This window comes from Acinetobacter sp. YH12102 (genome assembly GCF_013419125.1).
GTDB lineage: Bacteria > Pseudomonadota > Gammaproteobacteria > Pseudomonadales > Moraxellaceae > Acinetobacter > Acinetobacter pseudolwoffii.
In genome coordinates, this window is sequence record NZ_VPAS01000014.1 from 57,896 (window position 1) to 75,006 (window position 17,111).

At 38.6% G+C, this 17,111-nt stretch carries 12 protein-coding genes and 4 pseudogenes; 3 read left to right on the forward strand and 13 right to left on the reverse strand.

The features are described from left to right. Positions 1-66 precede the first annotated feature (66 nt). On the reverse strand, positions 67-195 hold the full coding sequence (locus FTU42_RS14935; RefSeq protein WP_005096127.1) for a hypothetical protein: 129 nt from the start codon (positions 193-195) through the stop codon (positions 67-69). A gap of 27 nt (positions 196-222) precedes the next feature. Here FTU42_RS14935 and FTU42_RS12660 point away from each other — a divergent pair. Then, positions 223-393 (forward strand): annotated as a pseudogene (locus FTU42_RS12660) (IS982 family transposase); the annotation flags it as partial. Positions 394-486: 93 nt separating this feature from the next. Here FTU42_RS12660 and FTU42_RS12665 read toward each other — a convergent pair. From FTU42_RS12665 to FTU42_RS12700, 9 genes and pseudogenes are all read right to left on the reverse strand, one after another. Then, the gene (locus tag FTU42_RS12665; protein ID WP_005096126.1) at positions 487-1,038 is read right to left on the reverse strand and encodes a DUF2799 domain-containing protein; all 552 of its coding nucleotides are present in this window, start codon (positions 1,036-1,038) and stop codon (positions 487-489) included. 72 nt (positions 1,039-1,110) lie between these two features. After that, complete coding sequence (locus FTU42_RS12670) at positions 1,111-1,773, reverse strand: hypothetical protein (protein WP_005096125.1); 663 nt, start codon at positions 1,771-1,773, stop codon at positions 1,111-1,113. Positions 1,774-1,801: 28 nt separating this feature from the next. Further along, a complete protein-coding gene (locus FTU42_RS12675) occupies positions 1,802-3,214 on the reverse strand; it encodes a lipopolysaccharide assembly protein LapB (protein ID WP_159138449.1) in 1,413 nt (470 codons plus the stop codon). 79 nt (positions 3,215-3,293) lie between these two features. Beyond that, complete coding sequence (locus FTU42_RS12680; protein WP_159138450.1) at positions 3,294-7,016, reverse strand: tubulin-like doman-containing protein; 3,723 nt, start codon at positions 7,014-7,016, stop codon at positions 3,294-3,296. A gap of 52 nt (positions 7,017-7,068) precedes the next feature. Further along, on the reverse strand, positions 7,069-7,479 hold the full coding sequence (locus tag FTU42_RS12685) for a hypothetical protein (protein ID WP_005096118.1): 411 nt from the start codon (positions 7,477-7,479) through the stop codon (positions 7,069-7,071). Between the two features lie 32 nt (positions 7,480-7,511). Then, positions 7,512-8,975: a hypothetical protein gene (locus FTU42_RS12690; protein WP_180083480.1), complete on the reverse strand. Its 1,464-nt coding sequence runs from the start codon at positions 8,973-8,975 to the stop codon at positions 7,512-7,514. Beyond that, entirely contained in the window at positions 8,972-10,423 is a 1,452-nt protein-coding gene (locus FTU42_RS12695; RefSeq protein ID WP_228127733.1) for a hypothetical protein, read from the reverse strand. The genes FTU42_RS12690 and FTU42_RS12695 overlap by 4 nt, the downstream gene beginning before the upstream one ends. A 243-nt stretch (positions 10,424-10,666) precedes the next feature. Then, positions 10,667-10,946, reverse strand: a pseudogene (locus tag FTU42_RS14940) (IS982 family transposase); the annotation flags it as partial. Positions 10,947-10,998: 52 nt separating this feature from the next. Next, positions 10,999-11,499 (reverse strand): annotated as a pseudogene (locus tag FTU42_RS12700) (tyrosine-type recombinase/integrase); the annotation flags it as partial. 542 nt (positions 11,500-12,041) lie between these two features. Between FTU42_RS12700 and FTU42_RS12705 the strand changes: the two are divergent. Continuing rightward, positions 12,042-13,754 carry a sigma 54-interacting transcriptional regulator gene (locus tag FTU42_RS12705; protein WP_180083482.1) on the forward strand — a complete coding sequence of 571 codons (1,713 nt, stop codon included), beginning with the start codon at positions 12,042-12,044 and terminating at the stop codon, positions 13,752-13,754. 137 nt (positions 13,755-13,891) lie between these two features. Here the strand turns inward: FTU42_RS12705 and FTU42_RS12710 are convergent, their stop codons facing one another. The 3 genes and pseudogenes from FTU42_RS12710 to FTU42_RS12720 all read right to left on the reverse strand — a co-directional run. Then, on the reverse strand, positions 13,892-14,683 hold the full coding sequence (locus FTU42_RS12710) for a fumarylacetoacetate hydrolase family protein (protein WP_228127734.1): 792 nt from the start codon (positions 14,681-14,683) through the stop codon (positions 13,892-13,894). Between the two features lie 201 nt (positions 14,684-14,884). Further along, positions 14,885-15,916 (reverse strand): 4-hydroxy-2-oxovalerate aldolase, encoded by a 1,032-nt coding sequence (gene dmpG / locus FTU42_RS12715; protein ID WP_180083484.1) that lies wholly within the window; start codon positions 15,914-15,916, stop codon positions 14,885-14,887. Positions 15,917-15,927: 11 nt separating this feature from the next. Beyond that, a pseudogene (locus FTU42_RS12720) lies at positions 15,928-16,431 on the reverse strand (acetaldehyde dehydrogenase (acetylating)); the annotation flags it as partial. Positions 16,432-16,489: 58 nt separating this feature from the next. Here FTU42_RS12720 and FTU42_RS12725 point away from each other — a divergent pair. Next, the coding region (locus tag FTU42_RS12725) for an IS5-like element IS17 family transposase (protein ID WP_180083486.1) at positions 16,490-17,111 on the forward strand (622 nt) is incomplete at its 3' end.

Sequence of the window (17,111 nt, forward strand, 5' to 3'; positions counted from 1 at the left end):
GCGACCGCCATGTCAAAGATCTGGATAGCATCAAAAACAGGCTAAAACATCGTTGATTTAGCCTGTTTAATGAATGATTGATTTAATAATTTTACCCAATAACTGATCACGTTGCGACAGGCTTTCGCCCAAAGGCGCCAACCGGATTTCCTGATTAACTTTCTGCCAGTTTAAATCACGCGGATCTGCCTTCATGGTACCTAGGGATTTTACTTAAAAAAGCCCAGCAAAATAGAAACATTATTCAGCCTATTGAAAGGACACTATAATTTAGTGACGAGTAAAGCTCGGAGTATTTCAGGGTCTTTAACTGGCATCTATGCTTCGTTATGTGCATACCAATTAACCCATCGAAATAAGCCAACCATTCAAATTATAAAGTCATTGGCTTAAACAGGATGAGGGTTAAATTAATCTTTGAAATAAGCAAATACAGTTTCTAGCTATCTGAGAAACTATATTTTTCAATCTTATAACTAACTCTTATTATTCAAAACTTGCCGTTCGCTTGAATTGCAGAATTTCTCGTTCTGCCATATTATATTCACGCTGAACTTGCCCCAACTTATTGCTAGCTTCGTTATATTTTTCACGATAATACTTTCGTGATTCTTCCTTAAGATCAGAGTTATACATATTAGATTTTGCTGTCGCAATTGTATCTTCAATCGATTTTAAATTTTTATTCGCCACATAAAACTTATTCGCCACATTGTAATAAGGTCGTAAGTTATTTTGCATTTCCATTGGGCAACTCTGATATGTTCCTCTACCTTGTAATGCGTAATCAAAAATAGTTTGTGGATTGCAATAATTTTTTAGACCTTTTTTATAACCAGTGGTATAGGCTTCTGTGTCTAAAATAGCGTTGTGTTTCATACATGCTTGAGTACGCTTTTGCATGAATGAACCATTACCGTTATAACCATCATTCTGACCAATTAAACCCCAATTGGCAGATAAACACTCATTTTTAGACATAATTGCACAACCATTCAGCATAACAATACTGCCTAACAGCAACATTTTTAATTTCATGAAGTTCTCAAAATATTGGCTACAGTAAAAATCCCAATATGTATCAATACATATTGGGATTTCTAAGAGATTTTAGACTAATGTGATCGTACGAGTATTGTTTGCGACTTTTTTACCATTCACGAGTAATTCAGTATCAAGTAAGTATTGTCCTTTTGATACACTCGAAGGAAACTTCCAACTGAATGAATTTTCAAAATCGCCAGAACTATAGCCTTGGGCTGTTGAAACCTGAACATCTTTCACCAATTCACGTATCACTTTTCCATTTGCATCTTTTAGAACTAATTTTTCTTGGACACGCTGAAGAGGATCAGCAACACCTTCTACAACAGTCAAATCTGATTTTACTGTAATATTTTGGTTCGCTGCCACAGTTTGATTAGGTAAAATAACAGTAGAATACTGTTGAACCCTTGTTGTTTGAGGCAATTTCCCTTTATTGGCTTTCTTATATGCCGTTTCAACTTCAGCAGCTGATTTTTTCTGAATGGTGTGGGCATTAATCATTAAGCATCCTGCTGCAAAAACCGCACCGCCAATAGCAGCACCTGTTGCAGCATAACTACTATCACCCACAGATGCCCCAATTGCTGCACCAAGTAGTGCGCCTACTGCTGTAGACATTCCCGTATTACATCCCCCATTGGCTGACGTTGCCAATCCCCCTGTACTCGCACAACCTGAAATAACTAAAGCTGAGCTCAACATAGCAACAGATATTGTCTTTTTCATTAAATTTCCCTCTTAAAGTATAAAATGATTATTGAATTACCATATCGTCAAAGGCTGCTGATTCACCTGCTTCAGCCTGACGTAAAATACGTTTTGCTTGACCATTACTCGGAGAAGCAGACAATACTTCTCGAGCCAAAGATTTAGCCAAACCGTAGTTATTTGCATTTAATGCACGCTCTGCACGACTGAGCTGAGAATCAAAACGTGCTTCATTCTGACGACGTGCTGCTTCTGCTGCTAGTTTACGTGCAGCCTCTTCAGCTTTCTGACGTTCTATTTGAGCCTGTTCTGCCTGGCGTTGTGCATCTGCACGCTCACGCTCTGCTTGTGCTAAACGCTGTGCTTGCTCAACTTCTTGATGCATATTTTGCTGTGGAAAATTTTCAACTTCATTTTGTATAGTTTCACTTTCTATAGATGCTTCCAGCTCTTCTTCTTGTTGAAGATTAAATTCTTCAATCATCGATTCGATCTGTGGCAACAGCTCTAGGCCACCTACAAGTTCCGCATCAAGTTCTAATGCAGCAAGCAATGTCTGATGTGCTAACTCCAAGTTTCCAGCTTGCAAATACTCTTTTGCTAAAGTGAGTTTCTCTTTTGCAGAGGTGGCTTGCGCTTCTGCAGATACAACCAACTGCACAAAACTTGCATTAATTTTACATTCTGCCTGGTTGAGTTTGATGATACTCAATGCACGTGTCGGCATTTTTTCACTCAAAAAGCTACTAATTTCTGCATTTACATTTTCACAAGGATCAACCTGTGCCTCTTCGTCTATAGACACTTCTTCTTGTATATTTTCTTTACCACTAAACAAGAAAAAGATCACCATCAAAAGTACGATAAAGGCAATCGCAATATATTTAAAACTCGAGGTTTTTTGCTGTGGTGAATCTAACAGTGTAGGTTGACTGGTTGATGGTAGTTGTGGAGGGGTTACGATTGGAGCCGCAGGCTGTATCGGTTCAAGAGGCTCATCTGGTTCAGCATCTAAGACTGACAGATCACTTTGAAACTTGAGTTGATATTGTTCCAAACTTAAATATTCATTTGGAATATTTGCTAGATGCTTTAAACGTACAAAAATTCCTTCATTTTTTTTAAAGGCGTAACGATCATAAGTTCGCATGTTTTCAAGGGTCGAACCAACAATGATGACACCCACTAGCTCTTTATTGCCCTGCTTTGTGATGTGTTTAACTACAACCGATGAGTTTGATTTTTCTTCGATTTGAGCTTCATTTTGGCTTTGACTTCCAATTGAATCTTGATTTTCACTCAATGACTCTCTTGGAATGATTGGTATTTCCTTTGACTCTACAGGCGGAGTTTGGAGTTGAACGTCATGCAAAGTACCACAAAAAGGACAATATTTTACCTTGAGCTGTAGCTTCTGCTGACATTCAATACAAACCATCTCTTCGTTCTGCTTAGCCATGTTATTTAACCTATTACTTCTTTTTTGTGTTGAGCGTTGGCAGTATTGCCCTTTTTCAAGGACAATACTGCATGAGCAATTATTGTAAAATTGGCGGGATACTAGGAATTGGTGGCGGCACAGGTATTGCAAGCTCAGGGCATTGGGCAATTGCGATCCAATTAGCTAAACCTTCACGCCATACCATCGTTGCAGAGTTAATCTGTTGCTGCTGCAACATTTCAACTACTTTTGAATGAGGGTATGGTCCAAAGTTTTGCCCATTGATCGCAATATGATATTGATACTGGGGTTGCTGCAAAATTGGGGGTGGCATTGCGCCTGGAGTAGGTGGAGGTGTCATACCAGGCATCGCAAATGTCGCTATTGGTACTACATCTGCCATGCTATTTTTCACAAGAAGTTGTTCATGTATTTGTAGGATACTTGGTGACATATTCATCACCCACTTCAGGCGTCGACCTTTATTTGGTTCGCGAATTTCATCCTGATATGCATCTTCATCTGAATCTTTGAGTACTTCAGCCCATTTTTCCATTTCTTCGCGATATTCAGTTAATTCATATGCACGCTCGATCAATTCTTGAGGAATTTCCTTACGCTCAGCTAATTCGATCAGCTCTTTCTTTAATTCTTTTGCAATAGCACATGCAAAACCGACATGTTCAACTTGCGCACCCGTTTCATTTTGAACAAGACGAGGGGTATAAATCTCTCGTTCATAATGATCAACTAATGCAATTAGCATTGTTAAATTTGCATCACTGAGTGATTTAAATTTCTGCTGCACTTGATCATAAATGTTATCACGGTAAGTCTGAGGTAAACCATTTAAACGGAAACCACGTTCATTGCCTAAGCGACGCACATCGCCACGTGCGACCGCAAATTCATACTGCCCACTTGGAATCAAGCCTGGAACGTCACAACGCTTTAAAACACCCAACATCACTGCTTTTAAGTAGCATTTAAAATCATCAGCCAAGCTGTTTAATTCATCAGGTGTTGGTGCATATGGATGCTTGAATCGTGTTGAGTCAATATGCGTATGTAGTGGTGTTCTTTCACTTTCTTTACGGTAACTAGTACGCCAAGTCTCAATACCCCGTAAAATCGTAAGAGGAATACCTGATAGCTCGACATAGCAGACTGCTCGACCAGGTTCTCCGGTTTCGACAATCGACAATGCTTGAGCATTTAAGCCTAAACCACTTGGAATACATCCCGTCAGTTCATGTTTGTACTTTTTGCTAAATTGATCTGCACCATTCACACCGATAAAACATTTGAAACGGTCTGGTGGTGGGGTGAAATCACCGCCCATTTTGGCATCAACCCAAGGCATGGCACGCTGTAACCACTCAGTAAATACATTCTGACGTTCAACTACACTCATATTTTCAAGTGCTTTATACAATGCATCTTCTTCTTGATCATTTTGTTCAAAAATAACTAGACGACGCTCTGCCATGCGAATAATTTTAAGCAATAATGGTGTTTGCTGATCCGGGTCAACAAGAATTTTAAATAGCTCTTTTGAACCACCAAAATCCTTAAATGCTTCAGCCGCCCATTCACACATTAAACGAGGATCTATTTCACGCTCTTTTACATCGTCAGTTTCAATAATTTGTAAAGTTGCATGCTTGGTACGAATTTGTTGATGAATCACTTCGCGATCGTGATCAAGACGTTTCATCATATCTATGACAGACTCTTGACCACTTTGCAGGTCACCCATCACACCATTCCAAATTGTTTTTCCACTTTCATCCACACCCAAACTGTTACCTAACCAGTTTGAAATATCTTGCATCAGTTCAATGGCTTCTAAAGCTGCTTTTGCACGCAGGTGGAAAGAAAGAATATTTGCGATATCTTTACGCAGGTTATCCAACACTGCACGAGCTTGCTCTTCTTTATTCCCACCACCAAATATAGCTAAAAGCCCTTTACCCTTTGTTTCTTCTAAATCTTTCAGTTGCTTTTCATATTCATAAGTCAATAAGGCATCTTTAATCGCAGTATAACGATTGGCTGAATTTTTGAGCTGTAATGTAATACCTGAGTTAGCATTTTCAATACGGTCTTTAATTTGTTCGACTAGCGAAATCACATATTCGAAACCACCTTGTTCGTGATTATCTAAATATAAATATAAACGGCTTTCAATATCTTTTTTGAGACTTTCAAATAATGCTTTTCGACGTCGCATGACACGATCTTCAGCTGTATCTGCCATAGCATCTGTATTACGAATGACATCACGCATTAAGCTTTGCATTGTTTTGCGGACTTCATTTGCCCACTGTTCACGATCAATAATACTGATTTCACTAATACGCTGACTAACACGCTGACGTGTTTCTTCTGCGATATCTACTTCGACACCGTTCTGACCTGAGCGTAATAAAATATCTACAATTTCTAAATCCATAAATTCGGTATTTAACTCACGAATTTCTGGATTTTTTAATGTCGCAGCTGAAAACTCAGGAAGGTTATTAAATGGCACCAAATTGAGATTCATATTTTCGGCCATGAATGCATCACGCTTTTTTTCACTCGCCCGGTTAGCAGCAGGATTTGCGCTTGCTACACCAAAGAAGGCTTTAAGCATGTCCGCTGCCAAACTGTACGCATATTCATCATAGCGAGCACGACCAAGTGTGTCCAAAGTCGATTGACCAAATGCTGAATATGCACATGAATAATTCAATTTCATGTCACCAAAACGCCCTGTTGGTACAGGTGGTGCAAACATATGAATTTTATGTTGACGTTGATTTACTGCAACCGAACGTTTACGGTTGGCAAAGTCAGCAGAACGAAAATCCTCGAACAAAGTATCCGCAATCATTGAATACACGTCATTCATATTGTCCGTATGCTGGCGTGCGAGGTTACCGGAATCAATTAAATGAACTTCATCATACGGCTTCGATGCAAGCTGTGGACGATCATAATCATCCCATTTTTCAACATACTTTGAATGCCCAACCATTGCAGATTCAACTTCCATCAACGCTGCATAAGCATTGGCCTCAGTACGTGCTTTATTGGCACTTGAATAACCCGTCGGTAAGAACAACATCAACTCTACATCAGCAGCTTCAACTTCGTTGCTTGCTACCCATTTAGATAACCACCCCATATCCAAAAATGAACCTGATCCTGTACCACCCGCCACAGAACCCAAAACCACGATACGGAATTTACTTGTATCCAGCTGTAGATTTAATTTTCTCAGCATGTCATCGCGTGATAAACCTGCTTTTAATGTATTTAATTTTGAGCGAATTTTGTCACGTGTTTTTGGATATTTATCAAAGAAATATAAACGTGATACAGATCGAATCTGTCCCGCACCTTTTGCAGGATCAATGCCTAATTCACGAATTTTTCTCGGTGTTAACGGTAACCAATTTTGAATATGAGGATAACGACTCAGTGATGCATCATCACGGCTATATTTCTCAATATCAAAAGACTCTACAATTTTTTCATCATCCGTAAACTTGACTAAGTTATATTGCAAATCTTCAGTTTGTGCACGGCCACTATCAATAATTGCACCCTGATCTAAGTCAAAATGCATAAATTGTGCAATTGGAAACTGTGATAAGTTTTCTAAGCGAACATTATCACTGCCCCAACTTGCATTTAGAATACGACGACGTACACGCATCATCACTTCCATACCTGTACCACCGACACCAATATAAAGTGTTGGGCGGAGTTTTACGGTCTGCTCTGCTGCTTTGGCTGCAGTGCCTGTGTTGACATTTTGCGTTTCCGTCATTTTCTTCCCCTATTTTTGCTTATTTTTTAATTACTTAACTTATATTCAGTGCTTAAGCACGGCTTGATGTGAATGCCAGGACAGCACTTAGCAATGCAACAACACCTAATGGCCCCAAAATAAGCAGAGATAAGAATTTCACTGGATTGACTGCTGCCAAGACTGCACCAATGGCAACTGCAGCAAGGAAAATAAATAACCACCAACCTGCCATACTTGCTTTGCTCGGAGAAATACGTTTTTTTACCAAACTATTGCTGAAACCACGTTTTGCAAAAAAGAAAGCGATGAGAAGAACAACGATAATTCCTCCAGCAATCATGAGATCGCGAGAACCAGTTTCTTCTTGAACTGTTGGAACATTCACTGCTTGAACAGTTTGCGCTACTGTAGCTGTTTCAGTTTGAGCTTGTTCATCTGCTGTTGGTAAAACAAAACCGTTATTTGTATTTGACTCTGACATATATCCCCCTGGATGTTTATTAAACTTACTATTTAACGAAGTATTACACTAAATTTTTTATCTATAACTTGAACAGATGCGTCTGAAATACCACGTTTCACAATCGCAATTTCTTCCCCTGAATCACCATAAACACTCATCTTGGAAAATGGTTTTAATTGGATGGTTTGTTTTTTCAAGCCATTAACCCAAACATCGTATTTTTTACGTTTTGAACTCAATGCCAAAGCCAAAATGCCGAATACAAGTGCCAATAAAACCCCTGCAATCATGACTACAACTGGCCATAATGGATATTGCAAACGGAATTGCACAGGAATTGTGGCTGTGGAAGACTGAATACTTTGTGGTGCAACAAAGACATCCGATAAGGGGTCACCAGGAAATAAATTTTGCAAATTCTGTTTAAAATCTTCAGATAAGCTCAGCTTCTGCTCATACAGAGTCACGTCAATATTGGCAGGAATCGTAACTGCCTTACCCATTGCCTTAAACACTTCCCAAGACCATGGAGACACAATTAAATGCGAAGGAATTGGCACTTGAAATTCTAGCTTCGTGTTGTCTTTGGTCATCAAAAGAATATCTGATTCAGAAATCTGAATCGGTGCTTGCATACCATTGGCCAATCTCAACTTTGCTTCAACGCGTGTTGCAGCAATGTTGTAAGGATAAAATTTGTTTTTTAGATCTGCTGTTAGCTTCAGTTCAGGAATAACATCTTTAGGTTCTAAATTAAAAACCAAGGTTTTTTGATCAGATGCTAAAGAAGCATGAATCGTAGACGAGTTTTTCACACCTGTTGGAATGAGTTGAACTGGTTCTTTGTCTAAAGGTTTTAACAATGCAGGTTGCTGGGTGAAAACCTTTTCCATTTGACCTGATTGAACCAAATGATTTAATTCAGTTTCAGCCTGATCACCATAAGCCAGGGCATAAACCATTAAGCCAGATGCATTAAAATGTTGTCCTTGCACAGGCATTTTTAATGGATATGCCATAACTTTGTTAATGGCAGGATCTAAATGTACCAGCTCATAGAATTCTTTATTGCGCTCAGCCGTAGCCGCATCATTATTTGGACTATTTTTATTGTTAGTAAAAATCCAAATAATGCCTGACTTTTTCGCAAATGGACCTGTAATCGTGGCAACGACAGCTTCTTTAAAATCGGTATCTGCATAGGCTTTATCAGATTTTTTCGCGATGCTCTGTTGGCTTAATTGCTGACTAATATTTTGTTTACCGGCGCCTTGATAAATCACCGTAGGTGATTTAGACACAGCATTGCTTTGGTTAAACATTGCTACCGCAATAGTGTCACTCGGTTGCGTGACGGTTTGAACCACAGCATTTACAAGTGGTTTTAATTGCGAGTTTTGATCTTGGTAAAAGGGTTCCATCCAACCAGAGTTTTGGACTAAAAATGCATGTTGTCCTGCACAAGTCAAAGATGATATAAGGCTAACTAAAGCCATTAATCCTATTTTCTTCATGCAGCAAGCTCCCAGCCTAAGATTTCAGTTAAGCTAGGGTTATAAAAATACAAAATGTTTTGATGAATAAAGAATCTTGACTGCAACGGCTTTTCAACTTGAACACGATGAAAATCTATGAGCCCATCATGCGTATCTATAAATAGCATAATATCCTGTTTAGACTCATCTGCAAGTTTCTGCTCAATACCTATATTTGTATCTGTATCAAAACTAAAACCTAAAATTAGTTGGTGCTTTTCATCCTCAATAAGTGGAACCGTAAAACGATGTGTTGGTTCAACACCAACTTTTTCTTTCCAAATATCTTTTACGTCAAGTTTGTCACCCAGGTAGAATTTTGAAAAGCCAGTGGTAAAACGAAATAAAGAAGGTTGTACATGTGGTTTTTCTGCATCGAGCTCGATATAACACCAAGGTCCTTTCTCAGCATTCTGACTTGTACAGAATTGGTAGAAATTACCTTTTCTATCATCATAAGGTGCGCCAAAACGAAAATCAGGCTTATATCCTGGTATCCACATCTCGTAAACGACCCTTAGCTCTTGATTATCAAGCCCCTCAAATTTTAAAATCAACTGGCCTGATTTACCAATCCAAATAATACGTCTATTGTCATACACTACTTTTTCAAAATAAATTTCTGATGCTGGATTATTTACTACTACTGATGTCTGCCGAGTAAGTACATCAACAACCTGCAGCTGATTATTGATCAACATTGGTTGTAATATTTTTTTATTCCAATATACAGGCATACCCAAACATGGATTATGTTCAGTCACATACTGCGTCTGATATCTCAACGATAACCCATCAATAATAACTCGTGCCAAACCAGCTTTAGTCGGAATATATAAATGAGGTGTTCCATCTGCACTCATAACACCTAAAAGGTGTAAATATTCTTCTATTGGTTCTGGGCAGCGCTCTAAACGCGGACCTTGATTACTTAAATCTAGCCATTCATTATTATATTGGCTCCAAATTGATAGACTTCCATTTACTTTATTCAATGCTATTAGCTGAGGAATATCTGTACCTGTTTTAATAGACACAAATTCAAAAATTCCTCTTGGCGGCATTTTAATTTTCAGTAGCGCATCATTACTGACATCAGGTTTACGTTCTAATTCTTTGAGTTGGCTACTCAATTGCAAGCCGTGATTATCCACATATTGACGACCATCATCATAATGTAAACTTTGCCCATAAGGTGCAAGCCAATATGAATCTGAATTGATTTTTGCTTTTTCTAGACGCTTACCCGTTTCAGGATCATACAAAAATTCAGAAGGATACATTTTCGCACCCAAACTTGGCAAATTAAGTAATTGCTTAACAAAGTGAGGATTCACATGATCTGCAATTCTTAAATTCGGCGTATTTTTTAAGGTATAACCGACTTTGTCATCTTGAACCCAAGTTCCGGATGCTAAATTCCACACTACTTTATCCTGATTATGAATCAAGACACACCCCATATTTTGAGTTTCTTTTGCAACATTCTAGACAGTTTTTTTTACTTTCAAACTATTTATTTGATTTTTTTTTAATAAAATTAGATAGTTAATATAACCTTAACAATGGACAAATATTATTTAACAAAAACTAACAAATTGTTTCATGTTTTATTTGAATTTTCCCATATAACGATTTAGTCAAAATAATCATCATTACATGAATCATGTTTAAGCCAATGACTCCATAATTTGAATTGCTGAATGATTTCGGTGGCTCAATTTATATGCACATAGTGAGATATAGATCTCACATAAAAAACCATTAATATTAGGGGCTTTAATTTTTACTAAATTGTATTGCCCCTATAACAGGTTTAATAAGGTTTCTATTTTATTGCGTTGTTTTAAATGAGATTCATTTGATACGGATAATTGAACAAGCCCCATGTTCTTTCCATGATAAGGTAATTAGATCAATACCTTCATCTTTAATCTGCTTTTTAAGTTTTGGCTGATGTCGGGCCACAAGCCTTTTTAAATTGGATAATGCTCTGATCTGCAATTTCTTCTAAATGGCTGGCATACCATTGCATCATATTTGTCCTGTCCTGCAGGTACTGGCGTTTGCCAAAAACAGGAAATACATGTTTTTCCAATGCACTTTTATTTCTGGTCATCGTGTCCTGCACCCAAGTATTCGCTTTGGTGTCTAACCATTCACGGGCCAGAACTTCAAAGGTGGCATTGTGCTGTTCTAGTTCTTGCCGTTTACGTTCTTGCTTGGTGATGATTGGATTATCGCCGTGTGAAATATCCTTAATGATTTCTCTGGCCTTTTTACGTGCGCCAGCTCCCGACAATTCAGGATAAGTACCGATGCCAAGCCGCGACCATTTGCCATTTGCCTTCTTGTATCTGAATAACCACGCTTTTTTACTATCAGGCTTTACACGGGAATATAAGCCTTCGCCGTCCAGCTCCCGATACTCTTTTGATTCAGGTTCCAGATTAGCTAATATGGTATCTGATAGCGGCCACTTTTTAATATCGGATCTTTTCATTTTTGTATCACTGCGGTTTCAATAATTATTGAATGACACAAAGTGTGATACATGATAAGCAATGCTGTAGATATTTATAATTCGTTATAAGTACCCGTAAAAAAGCCCTGAATCCTTTATAGATCTGGGCTTTCCAATTCATAAGTCATTATATAACGTCATGTGAATTTATAAATTTGGTGGGGTGGCGTCTGTTTAACTCAAATATAAATATATGAAATTAATAAATTTTATTCCAAAAAGGATAGCTAATTGTACATCATATGTACAAGGCCATTCCTGCGCAAATGGAAATTGAACTGAGGACTTTTTATTCGTTTTATATGTAACAAAACATATTTTCTTTGCTTATTTTAATACAGATGACGACATTTTGTAATGAGTTCTTCCTCAACATGAATAGCCACAGATTTTGTAGATACTTTCTAGTTAGATAACAAAACTCTTTTTTGGATTAAGGTTTATGCAATTGACTTATACCTCTTAGCCCGTATGCTCTCATACAAGGAACAGATAATAAGATCAGTTGTAGGAACACTCAAATGACTCAAAATATACGTCTCAAGGATTGGGATAAGAGTTCACCAGGCATTTCTGAAATCTCATCAAGACTGCGCTTCTCTTTTGAAACAGGACAAATTTGGTTAGATGAAGAACGTATGATGTTAATGCATTCATCTGCATTAATAGCTTTAAGAAAGGAACTAATTGAAACTCTAGGCATTGAGCGTACTCGTGGAGTTCTGACTCGCATAGGTTATGCATCCGGCTTACGTGATGCAGAGATTGTAAAGGCCAGTTATCAAGGTTTATCTGATTTAGAACTATTGCATAAAGGGACGTTACTGCATGCCTTAGAAGGTATAGTAAAAGTTGAGTTAAAAGATACACATATAGATATTAAAAATGGGAAATATTATATCGATGCTATTTGGCGAAACTCCCTTGATCATTATCTCCATAAAAACTTGTTTGGTGCTAATCACTCGCCTGTAGCATGGTGTGAATTAGGTCATGCGACAGGATATGTAAGCGGCATTATGAATCGCTTCATTCTACATAAACAAATAGAAACGACACCTTTAGGTCCACGTTTTGTTGGTAAACCACTTGAGGAATGGGGAAATATAGCTGAAGACCTCAAATACTATCAATCGGACTCAATTGTAGAGAATCTTCTGAGTTTACAAGATCAAGTTGAAGACTTAAGAAAAGCTTTGCCCCATCCTATTTTACCCAGTGATGTAATTGGAGATTCCTTGAATTTTCAAGAAGCTTGGGCTTTAGCAAAAAAAGCATCATCCAGTAGTGTGACCGTGCTTTTATTGGGAGAAACAGGAGTCGGAAAAGATGTATTTGCAAATGCAATTCATAATGCCAGCCCTCGAGCAAATCACCCCTTTGTAGCAGTCAATTGCGGTGCTCTACCCAACGACTTAATTGAATCCGAATTATTTGGTATAGAAAAAGGTGCCTATACAGGAGCCCAAAGTTCAAGAGCAGGACGATTTGAACGAGCTGATGGTGGGACTTTATTTTTAGATGAGTTGGGTGAGTTAAGCCTTCAAGCTCAAACTCGTTTACTTCGTGCGCTACAGTCAGGTGAAATTGATCGTTTAGGTGGTACTGAAACACGCAAAGTAAATGTAAGGGTGATTGCAGCAACGAATGTTGATTTAGCTGAAGCTGTGGCTAAAGGTACTTTTCGAAAAGATTTATATTACCGCTTGAATGTTTTCCCAGTTCAGATTCCACCTTTAAGAGAGCGAAAAGATGATATCTTAGCTTTGGCACAAAACTTTATTGACAAGTTTTCAGCTAGAGAAGGCCTTCGTATAAAAGGATTAACAGATAAAGCTAAACATGCACTACAGTCTCATGATTGGCCTGGAAATATTCGAGAATTAGAAAATGTGATTGAAAGAGGAATTATCTTGGCATCTCAAGATAGTTTCATTGATGCCTCAATGCTTTTCCCTCCTTCTTATACAACCTTATTGGACGAAAATATATCTGTTTTGGATCGGGAAGGTAAAATTTCTCAAGCTATTCATCAACCCATGGAAGAGTTTATTAATGAGCTTCTCGATAAACAAGTATCTTTAGAAGAGTTAGAGAATCTAGTCGTGAAATCTGCGATTGAACGTTGTGAAGGAAATTTATGTGCAACGGCTCGTTTACTTGGGATTAGTCGAGCTCAGATCGGGTATAAACATAAAAAAATCCTCAATGAGACCGAGTCTGATAAAGATTGAGCCTGTTAATTAATTTTGAGTAATTGTTGTTTTCCAATTTTAGTACTAACTTTTTAAATTTTCTAATCAACCTGCTGGATGACTTTAAGTGATTCTAGCAGGCTGACTTCACAATTCATTGTTATTTTTACCAATATTTATGCTGAAACTCTATTTTCAATAAAACCAATGTTTTCTATTTCACATTTTACAATATCACCCTTTTGCAAAAATACCTGAGGATTCATTGCCACGCCAACACCCTCAGGAGTTCCTGTAGCGATAATATCACCAGGCTCTAAAGTAAATGCTGTTGATAAGTAAATGAGTTGATCATTAATACTATGGATCATTTCAGATGTGTTATTGGATTGTCGTAGTTCTCCATTAACATAACATCGTAACTCTAATTTTTGTGGGTCTTTTATTTCATCTGCAGTGACGATCCATGGACCAATTGGACCATGCGTATCAAAGGATTTACCCATGGTAAATGTTGGAGTATGAAACTGCCAATCTCTAGCAGACACATCGTTTACAACCAAGTAACCAAAAATGGAATCACGAACATTTTCCTGGGTTAAGTTCTTCGATTTTTTCCCAATAACTACCCCTAACTCTACCTCGTAATCAAGTTGTTGAGTCACACCCGGATCAATGATTCCAAATGGGTCATTTACACATGTAATTTGCTTATTAAACCAGGTTTGATAAGCACGCTTTTCTACTCCTAACCGATCTGCCTCTTCTTCGTGCTTTTTATAATTCATTCCTATTGCTAAAAACTTACCTGGACGAGGAACTGGGGCTAATAAGGTTATATCGGATAATTTATAATGAGCTGATTTACCGGCACAGAATTGGCTAATAACATCCAGAGCTTCTTTTCCATTTTGAATAATTTCTTGTAAGTCGCTATAGGGTAAATTAATTTTATTAAAATCAATCACACATTGACCTTGTATTAAACCAAATGAGATTTCATTATTAATTCGGAACCTAGCAAGTTTCACTTAAAAACGCCCTCTTTTTATTTAAAATTCATATATTTAATTTATTTTATAAATAATTAAAACTTGAATAATTCAATCAAATATTTTAATCCAAGCTTTAAAAAAGGACTCAACATAATTGAGTCCTTTTTTATAAAGTTAGAGACTGACTTGTTTAGATTTGAGCATATTTAAAGCCACATCAACAATCATATCTTCCTGACCACCGACCATACGACGCTTACCTAATTCGACAAGAATATCAAAGGCAGATAGACCATATTTTTCAGCAGCTGTTTCAGTATGACGAAGGAAGCTCGAATAGACACCAGCATAACCCAGCGCCAGGGTTTCACGGTCTACACGTACTGGCCGTTCCTGTAATGGACGGACAATATCTTCAGCTGCATCAATCAGTTTTTTCACATCACAACCATGATTCAACCCCATGCGCTGGACAGCAGCAATAAAGACTTCCAGTGGTGCATTACCTGCACCTGCTCCCATACCGGTTAAGCTGGCATCAATACGGTTACAGCCATGCTCCAAAGCCACAATACTGTTGGCTACCCCTAAGCTCAGGTTATGATGAGCATGCATGCCCGTTTCTGTCTCAGGGTTTAACACATCTTTCATCGCTTTGAATCGATCAGCGATGTCATACATATTCATGGCACCCCCTGAATCCACCACATAGATACATTGTGCACCATAGCTTTCCATGAGCTTACCCTGCTCAGCTAAACCTTGTGGTGTATTCATGTGACTCATCATCAGGAATCCAACGGTATCCATGCCTAATGATCGAGCATATTCAATATGCTGTTTAGATACATCGGCTTCAGTACAATGGGTTGCCACGCGTACCACACGTGCACCAGCATCATAAGCCGCTTTCAGATCATGCACTGTCCCAATACCCGGAAGGAGCAAAGTTGCAACTTTAGCCTGTTTGACTTCGCTGGCCACTGCTTCAATCCATTCCAGATCAGTATGGGCGCCAAAGCCATAGTTAAAACTGGAACCTTGTAAACCATCTCCATGTGCAACTTCAATACTGTCCACACCAGCTTCATCCAGGGCACGAGCAATCTGACGGACCTGATCCAATGAATACTGATGACGAATGGCATGCATACCGTCACGCAAGGTCACATCTGATACATAGATTTTTCTTTCTTGATCAAACATTGCAATTCTCCTTACGCAGTCTCTGCTTGCAGTACGTTGTTTAAATGGGTTTCAGCAAAGCGCTCCGCCGCAGCCAAAGCTGCACTGGTCATAATGTCGAGATTACCTGCATAGGCCGGCAGATAATGTGCAGCACCTTCAACTTCCAGGAAAACTGAAACTTTTAAGCCTGGCAGTTGACCGAGACCTGGAATATTCAGAGGACGATCGGTATTGAATTCTTCGAACTGGACTTCCTGCTTGAGACGATAACCTGGTACATAGGCCTGTACTGCATCTGCCATTTGTTTAACAGATTGGCGAATCGCGTCCTGATCTGCACCGGCTTCAGCCAGACAATATACGGTGTCACGCATGATCAATGGTGGCTCGGCCGGATTCATGATAATAATGGCTTTACCTTTTTCTGCCCCACCAACTTCTTCAATCGCTTTGGAGGTGGTTTCGGTAAACTCATCAATATTGGCGCGGGTACCTGGACCGGCTGACTTACTCGCAATTGAGGCAATAATTTCAGCAGGCTTTGTTGCACAAACCTATCTGTAAAGGCTTTTTCAGCGATATAATTTTCAAATGAAGAAGCCTACACACAAAATCTACCGCACAACCAATTGGCCCGCATATAACCGAGCACTCATGAGTCGCGGAAATATTGCCATTTGGTTTGATCCTGCTACGCAATGGTATGCTCCATCAAAAGGCAAACAAGGGCGAAATCAAACCTACTCCGACGCAGCTATCCAATGCTGCTTAATGATTAAATCCTTATTCCGTCTATCTTTACGTATGGTCACTGGCTTTGTGCAAAGTCTGATTAAACTTTGCGGATTAAATTGGACCGCACCAGATTACAGTACGCTTTGTAGAAGACAAAAGCATATTGATATTGCAATCAGCTACCAAAAAAGTAGCGATGGGCTGCATCTACTCATGGACTCTACAGGCATGAAGTTTCTAGGTGAGGGCGAATGGAAACGCAAGAAACATGGAGCTGAATATCGTCGCCAATGGCGTAAACTACATATTGGTATAGATGCCAAAACCCTACAAATACGCGCTATTCAGCTCACAACCAATAATGTCAGTGATTCACAGGTGCTTGGTGATTTACTTAATCAGATTCCACAAGATGAGCAGATTAACTCTGTTTATACCGATGGAGCTTATGACACCAAGCAATGCCGTCAGGTCATTG